The following is a 13,987-nucleotide window of genomic DNA, read 5'->3' on the forward strand; positions in this document are numbered from 1 at the left end:
CTTCCGGCCTTCCGGCCTTGCGTCCTTCCGGCCTTGCGCCCGTCAGTCCTGGCCGTATCGCGGGTCCACCGACTCCGGGGCCAGGCCCAGGAGGTCGGCGACCTGCTCGACGACCACTTCGTGGACCAGCAGCGCGCGCTCGTCACGGCTCTTGGTGCGGATCTCGACGGGCCTGCGGTAGATCACGATCCGGTCGCGATATCCGCCCCCGGCCGGCAGGACCCGGCCCAGCGGCACGGTCTCGTCGTCCGTATCGGCGTCGGCCGCCTCGTCCGGACCGAATCCGGGCACCTCGACGATCATGAAGTCGACCTCCTGGAGCTGCGGCCAGCGCCGCTCCAGACGGTCCCGGGAGTCGTAGACGAGATCGACGAAGGCGTCGGCGCGGGTCACGGACAGCGGCACCTGCGGAGGCGCGATCGGGCCGCGCATGCCGCGGCCGTGCCGGTCGCGGCGCCGGAGCCGTGGCTCCGCCTGGCTGGGGCTCCCCTCAGCGGCAGCCGGGGGAGGTGCGGGTGTGTCCATCAGGATCGAGCGTAGCTCTCCGGACGCGCCCGGCAGGGCAGTGCGCGGCAACAGGCGCCATGTCATCGAGTGACCGGTCCGCTGCGCCTTGCGTACGTTCGGCTTCCGGTATCCGATCGCGAAGGCTCTGCGGAATGACATGAAATGTATCGAGTGGTGTCGGGATTCATCGTCCCGCGCCGTCCGCCCTGCCGTGTCCGCCGCAGGCCAGGTCGAGCGGGTGCAGGTCAGACGCATCGGACGAAGCGGGACGACACGGTTGGGTGAGCCGGGGGAGAGTCGTCGCGGCCCGCTCAAGAGTGCGGTACCGTCCAACGTCGTGAGCCCTGTACGTCGCTGTTCGCGCACTGCGTGCGGCCGCCCCGCCGTCGCAACGCTGACGTACGTCTATGCGGATTCGACCGCCGTGCTCGGACCGCTCGCCACTTACGCTGAACCGCACTGCTACGACCTGTGCGCCGAGCACTCCGAGCGCCTGACGGCCCCCCGTGGTTGGGAAGTCGTCCGCCTCGCGATCGACACCGGACCGGCCCGCCCCAGCGGCGACGATCTCGAAGCCCTCGCCAACGCCGTGCGGGAGGCCGCCAGGCCGCAGGAGCGCGCCGCCGGCGGCGGACCGCAGACCACCGGGCCCGGCCGCCGCGACTCCCAGCCGATGGAGGTGGCCCGCCGCGGCCATCTGCGGGTGCTGCGCTCTCCCGACTCCTGAGCGCTCCTGGTCCCCTGGACTCGATCTTCGTTCGGGACGGCGGGAGTTGCCGGGGCAGTTCCTCCAGGAGTTGCTGACAGAACCATTGACGCCGACTTGGCTTGGACACGACCATGCGTCCACTCCCGCATGATCCGCCTCTTCCGTCCAGCGGAATTCAGGGGAGCCGCCCACGCCGGGAGGCCGCATGTTCGTCCAGCAGTTGGAGCCCGTAGCCGATTCCCTCGCCCTCTCCGCCCTCGTCGCCGCACTTCCGCTGGTCACCGTCCTCGTCCTGCTCGGCGCGGTGCGGATGCGCGCCCACTTCGCCGGACTCATCGGCCTCGCCGTCGCGTTCGCCGTCGCCTGGTTCGGTTACGGGATGCCGGTCGGACAGGCACTGTCCAGCGCCGTGCAGGGCGCTGTTTTCGGCCTCTTCCCGATCCTGTGGATCGTCGTCAACGCCCTGTGGGTGTACCGCATGACGGTCCGCACCCATCACTTCGACGTGCTCCGCCGCTCCTTCTCCCGGCTCTCCGACGACCCCCGCATCCAGGCCCTGGTGATCGCCTTCTGCTTCGGCGCGCTGCTCGAAGCACTGGCCGGATTCGGGGCGCCCGTTGCCATCAGCGCCGTGATGCTGGTCGCGCTCGGCTTCGACCCGGTCAAGGCCGCCGTCGTCGCCCTGGTCGCCAACACCGCACCGGTCGCCTTCGGCGCCATGGGCACCCCCGTCGTCACCCTCGCCCAGGTCACCGGGCTGCCGCTGGACGACGTCGCCTCCGTGGTGGGGCGGCAGACCCCGCTGCTCGCGCTCGTCGTGCCGCTGCTGCTGGTCGTCCTCGTGGACGGGCGGCGCGGCCTGCGCGAGACCTGGCTGCCCGCGCTCTCCTGCGGATTCGCCTTCGCCGCCGTCCAGTTCGCGGCCTCCAACTTCGTCTCGGCCCAGCTCGCCGACATCGGGGCGGCGCTGGCGGGCGCCGCCGCGCTGGTCGCCGTGCCCAGTGCCCGCAGGCCCGCTGCCGAGGAGGTGCGCTCCGCGGTGCTCACCGGCGTCCGCAGCCAGGACCTGGACGCGGCCGACGGGCGCCGCGAGACCGTCCGTGCCTACGCCCCTTACGCGCTGATCGTCGTGATCTTCTCGATCGCCCAGATCCCGCCGGTCAGGGACCTGTTGGCGAAGGCGACCCAGGTGTTCGACTGGCCGTTCCTGGCCGTTGCGGGCCCCGACGGCAAGCCCGTCGGCGGCAATGTGTTCTCGCTGCCGCTGATCGCGACCGGCGGCACCCTGGTGCTGCTGGCCGGCATCGTCACCGCCGTCGTCCTCGGTGTGGGTGCCGGCACCGCGGTGCGGGAATGGGCCGCGACGGTACGCGAGTTGCGGCACGCCATCCTCACCGTCACCTCGGTACTGGCCCTCGCCTACGTCATGAACCTCTCCGGACAGGCCGCCACCATCGGCCACTTCGTCGCGGCGGCCGGCGCGGGGCTGGCCTTCCTCTCGCCCGTGCTGGGCTGGTTCGGGGTCGCCGTCTCCGGCTCGGACACCTCCGCAAACGCCCTGTTCGGCGCCCTCCAGGTCACCGCGGCACAGCAGTCGGGCCTGTCGCCCGAACTCCTCGCCGCCGCCAACAGCTCCGGCGGCGTGCTCGGCAAGATGATCTCGCCGCAGAATCTGACGATCGCCTGCGCCGCCGTCGGCCTCGCCGGACGGGAGGGGGACCTGCTGCGCAGGGTGCTGCCGTGGAGCCTGGCGTTGCTGCTGGTCATGTGCCTGATCGTGGTCGCCCAGAGCACCGCCGTCCTGGGCTGGATGCTCCCCTGAGCCCGCCGCCGGACCCGGCCGGCGCCGGCCGGCCGGACACCGGTGGCACGCACCGGCCGGATGCCCGCCCCGTCCACAGGGCCTACGGGTAGGTTGAGTGATCCGTAGCGACTCCAGGAGGGCTGGCTGTGACTGATCTGTCGCAGATCGTGAAGGCGTACGACGTGCGCGGTGTGGTCCCCGACCAGTGGGACGAGACCCTCGCCGAGCTGTTCGGCGCGGCCTTCGTCCAGGTCACCGACGCGGACGCGATCGTGATCGGGCACGACATGCGGCCGTCCTCCCCCGGCCTGTCCCGGGCCTTCGGACGCGGTGCCGCGGCCCGTGGCGCCGACGTCACCGAGATCGGGCTCTGCTCCACCGACGAGCTCTACTACGCCAGCGGTGCGCTGGGGCTGCCCGGCGCGATGTTCACCGCCTCGCACAACCCGGCGCAGTACAACGGCATCAAGATGTGCCGGGCGGGCGCCGCCCCCGTCGGCCAGGACACCGGCCTCGCCGAGATCCGCACGCTCGTGGAGGGCTGGTCCGCGACCGGCGCACCCGAGCCGGCCGGCACCACGGGCACCGTCGGCCGGCGCGACGTGCTCGGCGACTACGCCGGCCATCTGCGCGGCCTGGTGGACCTGTCCGGCATCCGGCCGCTGAAGGTCGTGGTGGACGCGGGCAACGGCATGGGCGGGCACACCGTGCCGACGGTCTTCGAGGGGCTGCCCCTCGAACTGGACGCGATGTACTTCGAGTTGGACGGCTCCTTCCCGAACCACGAGGCCAACCCGCTGGACCCGAAGAACATCGTGGACCTCCAGGCGCGGGTCCGGGAGGTGGGCGCCGACCTGGGGCTGGCGTTCGACGGGGACGCGGACCGCTGCTTCGTCGTCGACGAGAAGGGCGACCCGGTCTCACCGTCCGCGGTCACCGCCCTGGTCGCCGCCCGCGAACTCGCCAAGCACCCCGGCGGCACGGTCATCCACAACCTGATCACCTCCTGGTCGGTGCCCGAGGTCGTGGGCGAACTGGGCGGCGAAGCGGTCCGTACCCGCGTGGGGCACTCCTTCATCAAGGAGGAGATGGCCAAGACCGGCGCGATCTTCGGCGGCGAGCACTCCGCGCACTACTACTTCCGCGACTTCTGGAACGCCGACACCGGCATGCTCGCCGCGATGCACGTCCTGGCGGCCCTCGGCGGCCAGCAGGGCCCGCTGTCCGAGCTGGTCGCGCAGTACGACCGCTACGCCGCGTCCGGCGAGATCAACAGCACCGTCGACGACCAGACCGGCCGGCTCGCCGCGATCAAGGCCGCGTACGAGGGCCGCGAGGGCGTGACCCTCGACGAGCTGGACGGCCTGACCGTCACCGCCGCCGACTGGTGGTTCAACGTACGCGCCTCGAACACCGAGCCGCTGCTGCGGCTGAACGTCGAGGCCCGGGAAGCCGCCACCGCCGACCGGGTCCGCGACGAGGCACTGGCGATCATCCGGGGCTGAGCACCACGGCCACCGGGCGCGGCAGGGCCGGGGGCGGGCGGGACACCCGCCCCCGGGGCAAGGGAGGCGGACACCCGCCTCCCCGCCCCGACCGGCACCGCAAAACCGCCGCCGGACACGCACCGCCACTCCCTCCGGCGGTAGGCTGGCACCGCCGCAACCACCCCGAAGGAGCAGCCGCCATGCCGGTCGAAGCCAGCCTGATCGAGATCCTCGCCTGCCCGGCGTGCCACGCCCCGCTGGAGGACCGGACAGCGGCCGAGCCCGCCACCCTGGCCTGCACCTCCGCGGACTGCGGCCTCGCCTACCCCGTCCGGGACGGCATCCCCGTGCTCCTCGTCGACGAGGCCAGCCGCCCCGCCTGACCGGGCACCGCCGGGGCCCGCCCCGGCACCGTCCGGCGATTCCCCGCCCGCACCGGCGATTCGGAGGCCGCGCCCACCATGCTCGACGAGTCACTCCTTGACACTCCCGAGGCGCTGGCCGGCGCCGACCGCTACGGACTGCTGCGCGGTGTCGCCGAATCCGGCGCCCGGGTCCGTACGGCCGCCCGCAGCGCCGCGGAAGCCGGCATCCCGGACCTGACCCCCGACGGCCGGCCACGCGCCGTCCTCGTCGCCGGCCCCGGCCCCGCCGCCGGCTGCGTCGCCGACCTCTTCCAGGCCCTCGGCGGCGGCAGCTGCCCCGTCACCCACATCGCCCCCACCGGCGTCGCCCCGCTGCCCGGCGCCCTGCGCTGGACGCTGCCCGGCTGGACCGGCCCCCTGGACCTGCTGCTGCTCGCCGGGCCCGACGGCTCCGACCCCGGCCTCGCCGAGCTGGTCGAGCAGGCCTACCGCCGCGGCTGCGCCGTCGTCGCCGTCACCCCGGCCGGCGGCCCGCTCGCCGACGCCGTCGTCCAGGCCCGCGGCCTGGCCGTCCCGCTGGCGACCACCCCGTACGACGCGGAGTTCGACGTGGAGGGCGCGCCGCCCGCCGCCCCCGGCACCCTCTGGTCGCTGCTCATCCCGCTCCTCGCGCTCGCCGACCGGATCGGCCTGCTCGACGCGCCGCCCGAAGCGCTCACCCGCCTCGCCGACCGCCTCGACACCCTCGCCGAACGCTGCGGCCCGGCCATCGCCACGTACACCAACCCCGCCAAGACGCTCGCCGCCGAGCTCGCCGACTCGCTGCCGCTGATCTGGACGGAAGGCGCCGTCGCCGGGGCCGTCGGCCGGCACTTCGCCGCCGAGCTGGCCGGGCTCGCCGGCCGCCCCGCCCTCGCCGCGGAGCTGCCCGAGGCGCTCACCACCCACCACGCCCTGCTCGCCGGTGCGCTCGCCGCGGGATCCGACCCGGACGACTTCTTCCGCGACCGGGTCGAGGAGCCCGCGGCGATGCACGCCAGGATCGTGCTGCTGCGCGAGGGGGAGCCGGGCCCGCTGTCCGCCACCCGCGCCGCCCACGAACTCGCCGACGAGCGGGAGACCGCCGTCAGCGAGATCCAACCGGAGGACGGCAGCGATCTGGAGACCGCCGCCGAGCTGCTCGCCATCACGGATTTCGCCGCCGTTTACCTCGCGCTCGCCGACCGCGAGTGACATGGGGTGGCAGCCCCCGCGGCACCGCTCCGTCAGCTGACGCGCCGCCGCGGGCCACTGCCCCGCACACCGCAGCACCCCGCAGGCACGTACGAACGTCAGGACACCCCATGGACCGCCTCGCCAATACCGTGCGCCCCTACGCCTGGGGCTCCACCACCGCCATCCCGGAGCTCCTGGGCGTCGACGCGACCGGCGCGCCGCAGGCCGAGATGTGGATGGGCGCCCACCCCGGCGCCCCGTCCCGCATCGACCGCGGCGCGGGCCCCGTCTCCCTGGCCGAGGTGATCGACGCCGCCCCCGAGGCCGAACTCGGCGCCGACACGGTACGCGCCTTCGGCCCCCGGCTGCCCTTCCTGCTCAAGCTGCTCGCGGCCGGCTCCCCGCTCTCCCTCCAGGTCCACCCCGACCTGGCGCAGGCCCGCGAGGGCTTCGCCGACGAGGAGCGGCGCGGCGTCCCGATCGACGCCGGGCACCGCAACTACAAGGACGCCAACCACAAGCCCGAGCTGCTCTGCGCGCTGACCCCCTTCGACGGCCTCTGCGGCTTCCGGCACCCCGCACAGGCCGCCGCCCTCCTGGAGGGCCTCGGCGTCGACGCCCTCAAGCCGTACGTCGACATCCTGCGCGCCAGCCCCGAGGAGGACGCGCTGCGCGAGGTCCTCACCGCCGTACTGACCGCCGAACACGACGCGATGGCCGACACCGTCGAGCACGCCGCCGCGGCCGCCGAGAAGCTGGGCGCCCAGGGCGGCGAGCACGCCGGCTCCTACGCCGCGTACGCCGCCATCGCCCACCACTACCCGGGCGACCCCGGCGTCATCGCCGCCATGCTGCTCAACTACGTCCAACTCCAGCCCGGCGAGGCCCTGTTCCTCGGCGCCGGCATCCCGCACGCCTACCTCAACGGCCTCGGCGTCGAGCTGATGGCCAATTCCGACAACGTGCTGCGCTGCGGGCTGACCCCCAAGCACGTCGACGTCCCCGAACTCCTGCGCATCGTCCGTTTCGCGTCCGGCGACCCCGGCGTCCTGCGGCCCGAGGCGGACGGCGGCGAGGAGGTCTACGAGACCCCCATCGACGAATTCCGGCTCTCCCGCTTCGCCGTGGCCCCCGGCGCCGCACCCCGCGCCCTCGACACCCGCACACCGCAGGTGCTGCTGTGCACGGCGGGCACGGTGCGGCTGCGGGGCGCGGACCGCGAAGGAGCGCCGGACGAGCTGACGCTCCGCCCCGGCGAGTCCGCCTTCGCGCCGGCCGGTGAACACCTCACGGTCAGTGGCGAGGGCACCCTCTTCCGCGCGACGGTCGTGGCGTAGGACCGCCGCCCGGCGGGGCCCGCACCGGCCCGCCGGACCGGCCGGGAAGCGGCCTCATGGGCCCGCCGGGAGAGCGGGCTGCAACAATGACCGCCGCACAGCATTAAAGGGGCGGTAAAGCGGTAACGCAGCCCCGTCGACGGAAGGGACATGCGGCACTCATGAGTGCATCAGGCGGCACCAAGGCGATCGTCGCGGCGCTGGGCGCCAACCTGGCCATCGCCGTAGCGAAGTTCGTGGCCTTCGCCTTCAGCGGCTCGTCCTCGATGCTGGCCGAAGGCGTGCACTCCATCGCCGACTCCGGCAACCAGGGACTGCTGCTCCTCGGCGGCAAGAAGGCCAAGCGCGCGGCGACCGCGGAACACCCCTTCGGCTACGGCCGCGAGCGGTACATCTACGGCTTCCTGGTCTCCATCGTCCTGTTCACCATCGGCGGCGTCTTCGCGCTCTACGAGGGCTACGAGAAGATCCACGACCCGCACGCGCTCGACAACTGGATCTGGCCCGTCGGCGTCCTCGTCTTCGCGATCATCGCCGAGGGCTTCTCCTTCCGTACGGCCATCAACGAGTCCAACCAGCTGCGCGGCAAGCAGACCTGGGCCCAGTTCGTGCGCCGCGCCAAGGCCCCCGAACTCCCCGTCGTCCTCCTGGAGGACTTCGGCGCGCTGGTCGGTCTGGTCCTCGCGCTCTGCGGCGTCGGCCTCACCCTCGCCACCGGGAACGGCATCTGGGACGGCATCGGCACCATGTGCATCGGCGCGCTGCTCGTGCTGATCGCCCTGGTCCTCGCCGCCGAGACCAAGTCGCTGCTGCTGGGCGAGGCCGCCGGTCCCGAACAGGTCGCCAAGATCCGTGCCGCGGTCGTCGACGGCGATGTCGTCACCCGCATCATCCACATGCGCACCCTGCACCTCGGCCCCGAGGAACTGCTGGTCGCCGCCAAGATCGCCGTACAGCACGACGACACCGCCACCCAGGTCGCGGACGCCATCAACGCCGCCGAGGCGCGCATCCGCGAGGCGGTGCCGATCGCCCGGGTCATCTACCTCGAACCCGACATCTACCGCGAGGCCGTCGCGGCCGCCGGCAACGACCCGGCGAAGGACCCGGGCGGCCACTGAGCCGCCGCCCGACACGACCTACGGCGAGGGGCCCCGCACCGAACGGTGCGGGGCCCCTCGCCACGTGCGGGGACGGCGCCACTCAGCCGCCCCTGCCCTACGCGATCTCGCTCAGCACCCGCAGGATCGCCGCCTTGTCCGGCGCACTCTGCAGCCGCGCCCGGAAGTCCGCGTCCATCAACTTCCGCGACAGCAGCGCCAGGATGCGCAGATGCTCGTCCCCGGCCGCCGCCTCCGGCACCGAGATCATGAAGACCAGCTTGGCGAGCGTCCCGTCCAGCGAGCCCCAGTCGATGCCCTCGGCGGAGCGCGCGAACCCGACGACGGGAGCCGTCACCGCATCCGTCTTCGCATGCGGAATGGCGATCTCCTCACCGAGCCCGGTGGTGCCCTGCGCCTCGCGCGCGAGAGCGACCCGGACCAGCTCGTCCACGTCCGCCACCTTGCCGGTGGCGGACGCGAGTGCGGCCATCTCGCGGATGGCCGCCTCCTTCTCGCCGGCGTCGAGCTGCGTCTTCACGGTCCCCTCGGTGAGGTAACCGGAGAGGACCTCGCCGGCGGTCGCGGTGACCGTGGCGGGCGCGGTGCCGGCGGCCTCAGCCTCCGCCTCCGCCGGCGTCCCCGTACGGGGTGCGGGCCCGGACGGGCCACTCGGGGCGGCACCGGCCGCACCGGCTCCTGCCCCGACGCCCGCCAACGCGGGCTCCCGCACCAGCGGACCGGCTGCCGCCTCCCCGGCGGCCACCCCGGCCTTCCGCCGCTCCGAGATGTCCACCAGCGTGACCGTCGCCAGCGCCGTGACGACCGACCCGATGGCGACGGCGAGGAAGAACGTCGGCACCCCGCCGACCGCGCCGAGCACCGCCACGATCGGGCCGCCGTGCGGCACCGCGTCCGACACCCCGGCCATGCCCGCGAGGGCACCGGCCACCGCGCCGCCGAGCATGTTCGCCGGGATGACCTGCGCGGGCCGCGCCGCGGCGAACGGAATCGCGCCCTCCGAGATCCCGAAGAGCCCCATGAACAGGGCCGCCATACCGGTCTCGCGCTCCTGCTCGTCGTACAGCCGCCGCCGGATCAGCGTCGCCAGCCCCTGCCCCAGCGGCATGACCGGGATCGCGGCGGCGCACATGCCCATGACCGTCTGGTTGCCGGAAGCGATCAGCCCGGCGCCGAAGAGGAACGCGGTCTTGTTGACCGGACCGCCCATGTCGAAGGCGATCATCAGCCCGAGTATCGCGCCGAGCAGAATCGCGCTCGATCCGGTCATCCCGCCCAGCCAGCTGGTCAGGTGCGTGAACACCCACGAGATGGGCTTGCCGATGACGTAGATGAAGAACAGCCCGAGCGCCGTGGTCGCCACGATCGGGATCACGATGATCGGCATGATCGGCTGGACGAACTTCGGGACCTTGACCTTCTTGATCCACAGCACCAGATAGCCGGCCAGGAAGCCGGTGACGATGGCGCCGATGAAGCCCGCGCCCGCCTTGGAGTCGTACAGCGAGCCGGTGTTGGCGATCCAGCCGCCGATCATGCCGGGCACCAGCGCCGGCCGGTCCCCGATCGCGTACGCGATATAGCCGGACAGGATCGGGACCATCAGTGTGAAGCCGATGGTCCCGATGTCGTTGACGTGCTTCCAGAAGGAACCGTCGGGGATCACCAGACCGCCCGAGGGGTTGGCGTGGCCGCCGATCGCCAGCGAGATCGCGATCAGCAGGCCGCCGACCACGACGAACGGAATCATGTAACTGACGCCGTTCATCAGCGCCTTGTAGGCGACGCTGCGCTCCTTGCCGCCACCACTCCCGCCCGCGCTCGCGGCCCCGGACCCGGCCGCGCCGTCCCCGCTGTGCACGGGCGCGCTGTGCACCCGCTCGATCAGCTGCTCGGGATGGTGGATGCCCTCGGCGACCCCGACCGCCAGCACCTTCTTGCCGACGAAGCGGCTGCGGTCGACGTCCTTGTCGGCGGCGATGATGATGCCGTCGGCGTCTCTGACATCGTTGTCAGACAGTACGTTCTCAGCCCCGATCGAGCCCTGGGTCTCGACCTTGATCTCATGGCCGAGGGACTGCGCGGCCTGCGTCAGCTTCTCCGCGGCCATGTAGGTGTGGGCGATGCCGGTCGGGCAGGCGGTCACTGCGAGCAGCTTCAGCCCCTGCCCGCCCCTCCCCGCGCCCGTGGGGGGATCAGCTGGACTGGTGGTCACGTGGTTCTCCTAACGAACGTGCGCGCGAAGCCGTGCAAGTGTTCTCGCGCTCCACGCATCCTGCAATACGCGGCAGCCGCAGCAAAGTGCCCGAGGTCCCGGCCCTGCACACAAGGCCCCCCGCCCACCGCACAGCAGGTCCCGCCCACCGCGCGAAGGCGCGCGGCCCAGGAACCCGTGACGCATCCCACTCACCCCGCACCGCACAGAACAGGCCCCTGCGGGCTGGGGTCGCTGGGCCGATCGGTGTAGATTCGTGACCAGTGCCAGACGTCGCTGCTGATGGCGGTCGGGCGGCCCGCAGCGCGGACCGGCCGAGGGAGAGAGGGCCTCCGACGGACTGCGCTGCGGTCAGGGGGAGAGGTGTGTCCGCTTCCGCGTACGCTCCTGCCTGCCGCGCCGCAGACTGCCAGCCAGCCCCATCCACCTCGACTTCGAGGAGCAGCCCGTATGACGACAGCAGCCACCGGCCAGGACTTCAAGGTCGCCGATCTCTCCCTCGCCGCCTTCGGGCGCAAGGAGATCACCCTCGCCGAGCACGAGATGCCCGGCCTGATGGCGATCCGCAAGGAGTACGCCGCCACCCAGCCGCTGGCCGGCGCCCGGGTCACCGGCTCCCTGCACATGACCGTGCAGACCGCCGTCCTGATCGAGACCCTCGTCGCCCTCGGCGCCGAGGTCCGCTGGGCTTCCTGCAACATCTTCTCCACCCAGGACCACGCCGCCGCGGCCATCGCCGTCGGCCCGAACGGCACCCCGGACAGCCCCCAGGGCATCCCGGTCTTCGCCTGGAAGGGCGAGAGCCTGGAGGAGTACTGGTGGTGCACGGAGCAGGCCCTGACGTGGCCCAACTCGCCCACCGGCGGCCCGAACATGATCCTCGACGACGGTGGTGACGCCACCCTCCTCGTCCACAAGGGCGTGGAGTACGAGAAGGCCGGCAAGGCCCCCTCGGTCGACACCGCCGAGAGCGAGGAGCACCGCGCGATCCTCGAACTCCTCAACCGCACGCTGGCCGAGGCCCCGCAGAAGTGGACCCGCCTCGCCTCCGAGATCCGCGGCGTGACCGAGGAGACCACCACCGGCGTGCACCGTCTCTACGAGATGCACCGCGACGGCGACCTCCTCTTCCCGGCGATCAACGTGAACGACGCCGTCACCAAGTCGAAGTTCGACAACAAGTACGGCTGCCGCCACTCCCTGATCGACGGCATCAACCGCGCCACCGACGTCCTCATCGGCGGCAAGACCGCCGTGGTCTGCGGCTACGGCGATGTCGGCAAGGGCTGCGCGGAGTCGCTGCGCGGCCAGGGCGCCCGCGTGATCATCACCGAGATCGACCCCATCTGCGCCCTCCAGGCGGCGATGGACGGCTACCAGGTCACCACGCTCGAAGACGTCGTCGAGACCGCCGACATCTTCGTCACCACGACCGGCAACAAGGACATCATCCTCGCGTCGCACATGGCGCGGATGAAGCACCAGGCCATCGTCGGCAACATCGGCCACTTCGACAACGAGATCGACATGGCCGGCTTCGCCAAGATCGACGGCATCGTCAAGGACGAGGTCAAGCCCCAGGTCCACACCTGGACCCACCCGGACGGCAAGGTCCTGATCGTGCTGTCCGAGGGCCGCCTCCTCAACCTCGGCAACGCCACCGGTCACCCCTCCTTCGTCATGTCCAACTCCTTCGCGGACCAGACCCTGGCCCAGATCGAGCTGTACACGAAGCCGGAGGAGTACCCGACCGACGTCTACGTGCTCCCCAAGCACCTCGACGAGAAGGTCGCCCGCCTCCACCTCGACGCCCTCGGCGTCAAGCTCACCGAGCTGCGCCCGGAGCAGGCCGCCTACATCGGCGTCCAGGTCGAGGGCCCGTACAAGCCCGACCACTACCGCTACTGACCGACCCGATCGACGCCGGCCCACGATCAGCACTCCTTGATCGACACAGGCCGGCACCCGGTCACCACCCGTAGCCGGTGAACCACGAGCCAGGCCCCCGCCCTTTCAACGGGCGGGGGCCTGGCCCGTAAAGCCCCCGCACGGCACCACCCCGTGCACCCCCGAGGCACACGCCCCCCACCGGCCCGCCCGAAGGACTGCACCCTCCTATGCCCCGAGGCCACTACTCCCTGCACGACCCGCACGACCACACCCCCCTCGGCGAAGAGCACTTCCACTGCGCCACCGGCCCCTCCGGCTGGCGCTACGTCTCCCAGATCACCAACACCGCCGGGGACCACGCCGGCTCCGTCGACCTGACCCTCGACGAACTCGGCCGCCCCATCCGCCTCGAAATCCACGCCTCGGCCTGGCAGGTCCGCGGCGCCGCCCTCGAAGGCGTCACCTGGGTACGCACCGACCCGACCGGCGAACACGCCACCGAAGGCAACGTCCCCGCCCACGCCTTCACCGGCGCGTCCCCCGCATTCCTCATCGCCACCGCCCGCCTGCTGCGCCCCGCGCCCGGTGCCGGAGCCGTTCGCACCCGCCTGGTGGCCCTGACGCCCCCCGTCCTGGCCCCCCGCACCCTCGATCAGTCCTGGGCCCTGCTGAAAAGCACACCACACGCCACTGACAACGGCCCTCTGATCGCAGACGAGTACCAGGTCAACGACCTGGAGACCGGCGAACAGCACACGGTCCACATCGCCGGCGACGTGGTCCTCTCCGCCCCCGGCATCGAACTCGAATCCCTCGAATCCCCGCCGTCCACCTTCACCTGACGGCTCGGTGCGGGGTTGCGGGTTGCCGTCGGCGTGCGCCCTGTCCGTGGGTGGGGTGGGTTCGGTGTGTGGGTGGTGGGGCCGGAGGGGGGCCGCCCCGGGGTGTCTCCTCGACGCATGTGCCCTCGGGTACGTGGATTAGACGGGGCCGCGTCTGGCACCTGTCGCTGCGGGGACACCCCGGGGCGGCCCCCCTCCGGCCGTCCGCCGTCGCCACCCGTCCCGCCGTACCCATGACCGTCCAAAGACACAACAGACGTACGCCGGGCCTGCGTTCACACATGTGCGGGCCCGTTGCTCGCTCGCGTTCCGCCCCGTTGCTCGCCATGTGCGGGCCCGTTGCTCACTCATGTGAGGGCGGGGGGGTGTGCGGGCCGGGGTGGTGTGCCTGCGCGGCCCAGGTGGTGTGGGGGTCTTGGTGTTGTCGTGACGGGTCGTGGGTCGGTGGGCGGTCGGGGGCGTGCGTAGGGCCGGAGGGGCCGTACCGGGGGGTCC

Annotated in this window: 11 protein-coding genes; 9 read left to right on the plus strand and 2 right to left on the minus strand. The window is 72.3% G+C overall.

The features are described from left to right. Nucleotides 1-42: 42 nt before the first annotated feature. Complete coding sequence (locus ACIRQ7_RS27120) at nt 43-525, minus strand: metallopeptidase family protein (RefSeq protein ID WP_401473141.1); 483 nt, start codon at nt 523-525, stop codon at nt 43-45. A gap of 259 nt (nt 526-784) precedes the next feature. On the opposite strand from ACIRQ7_RS27120, the gene ACIRQ7_RS27125 reads away from it, so the two are divergent. The 7 genes from ACIRQ7_RS27125 to ACIRQ7_RS27155 all read left to right on the plus strand — a co-directional run bounded on the left by ACIRQ7_RS27125 (nt 785) and on the right by ACIRQ7_RS27155 (nt 8,545). Next, on the plus strand, nt 785-1,234 hold the full coding sequence (locus ACIRQ7_RS27125; protein ID WP_404265274.1) for a DUF3499 domain-containing protein: 450 nt from the start codon (nt 785-787) through the stop codon (nt 1,232-1,234). Nucleotides 1,235-1,421: 187 nt separating this feature from the next. After that, a complete protein-coding gene (locus ACIRQ7_RS27130; RefSeq protein WP_404265275.1) occupies nt 1,422-3,038 on the plus strand; it encodes an L-lactate permease in 1,617 nt (538 codons plus the stop codon). A 128-nt stretch (nt 3,039-3,166) separates the two neighbouring features. After that, nucleotides 3,167-4,525, plus strand: coding sequence for a phosphomannomutase/phosphoglucomutase (locus tag ACIRQ7_RS27135; RefSeq protein ID WP_404265276.1), 1,359 nt, complete (start codon nt 3,167-3,169; stop codon nt 4,523-4,525). A 182-nt stretch (nt 4,526-4,707) separates the two neighbouring features. Further along, on the plus strand, nt 4,708-4,890 hold the full coding sequence (locus ACIRQ7_RS27140) for a Trm112 family protein (protein ID WP_401473153.1): 183 nt from the start codon (nt 4,708-4,710) through the stop codon (nt 4,888-4,890). Between the two features lie 78 nt (nt 4,891-4,968). Further along, entirely contained in the window at nt 4,969-6,105 is a 1,137-nt protein-coding gene (locus ACIRQ7_RS27145; RefSeq protein WP_404265277.1) for an SIS domain-containing protein, read from the plus strand. Nucleotides 6,106-6,215: 110 nt separating this feature from the next. Then, entirely contained in the window at nt 6,216-7,424 is a 1,209-nt protein-coding gene (manA, locus tag ACIRQ7_RS27150) for a mannose-6-phosphate isomerase, class I (protein ID WP_404265278.1), read from the plus strand. Nucleotides 7,425-7,585: 161 nt separating this feature from the next. Then, a complete protein-coding gene (locus ACIRQ7_RS27155) occupies nt 7,586-8,545 on the plus strand; it encodes a cation diffusion facilitator family transporter (RefSeq protein ID WP_404265279.1) in 960 nt (319 codons plus the stop codon). A 97-nt stretch (nt 8,546-8,642) separates the two neighbouring features. Here ACIRQ7_RS27155 and ACIRQ7_RS27160 read toward each other — a convergent pair whose 3' ends face one another. Further along, nucleotides 8,643-10,691 (minus strand): fructose-specific PTS transporter subunit EIIC, encoded by a 2,049-nt coding sequence (locus tag ACIRQ7_RS27160; protein ID WP_404265306.1) that lies wholly within the window; start codon nt 10,689-10,691, stop codon nt 8,643-8,645. Between the two features lie 519 nt (nt 10,692-11,210). Here ACIRQ7_RS27160 and ahcY point away from each other — a divergent pair. Both ahcY and ACIRQ7_RS27170 read left to right on the plus strand, forming a co-directional pair. Then, the gene (gene ahcY / locus ACIRQ7_RS27165; RefSeq protein WP_401473165.1) at nt 11,211-12,668 is read left to right on the plus strand and encodes an adenosylhomocysteinase; all 1,458 of its coding nucleotides are present in this window, start codon (nt 11,211-11,213) and stop codon (nt 12,666-12,668) included. A gap of 209 nt (nt 12,669-12,877) precedes the next feature. Further along, on the plus strand, nt 12,878-13,492 hold the full coding sequence (locus tag ACIRQ7_RS27170; RefSeq protein WP_403672973.1) for a hypothetical protein: 615 nt from the start codon (nt 12,878-12,880) through the stop codon (nt 13,490-13,492). Nucleotides 13,493-13,987: the final 495 nt, after the last annotated feature.

Source organism: Streptomyces sp. NPDC101393, assembly GCF_044767385.1.
Taxonomy (GTDB): domain Bacteria; phylum Actinomycetota; class Actinomycetes; order Streptomycetales; family Streptomycetaceae; genus Streptomyces.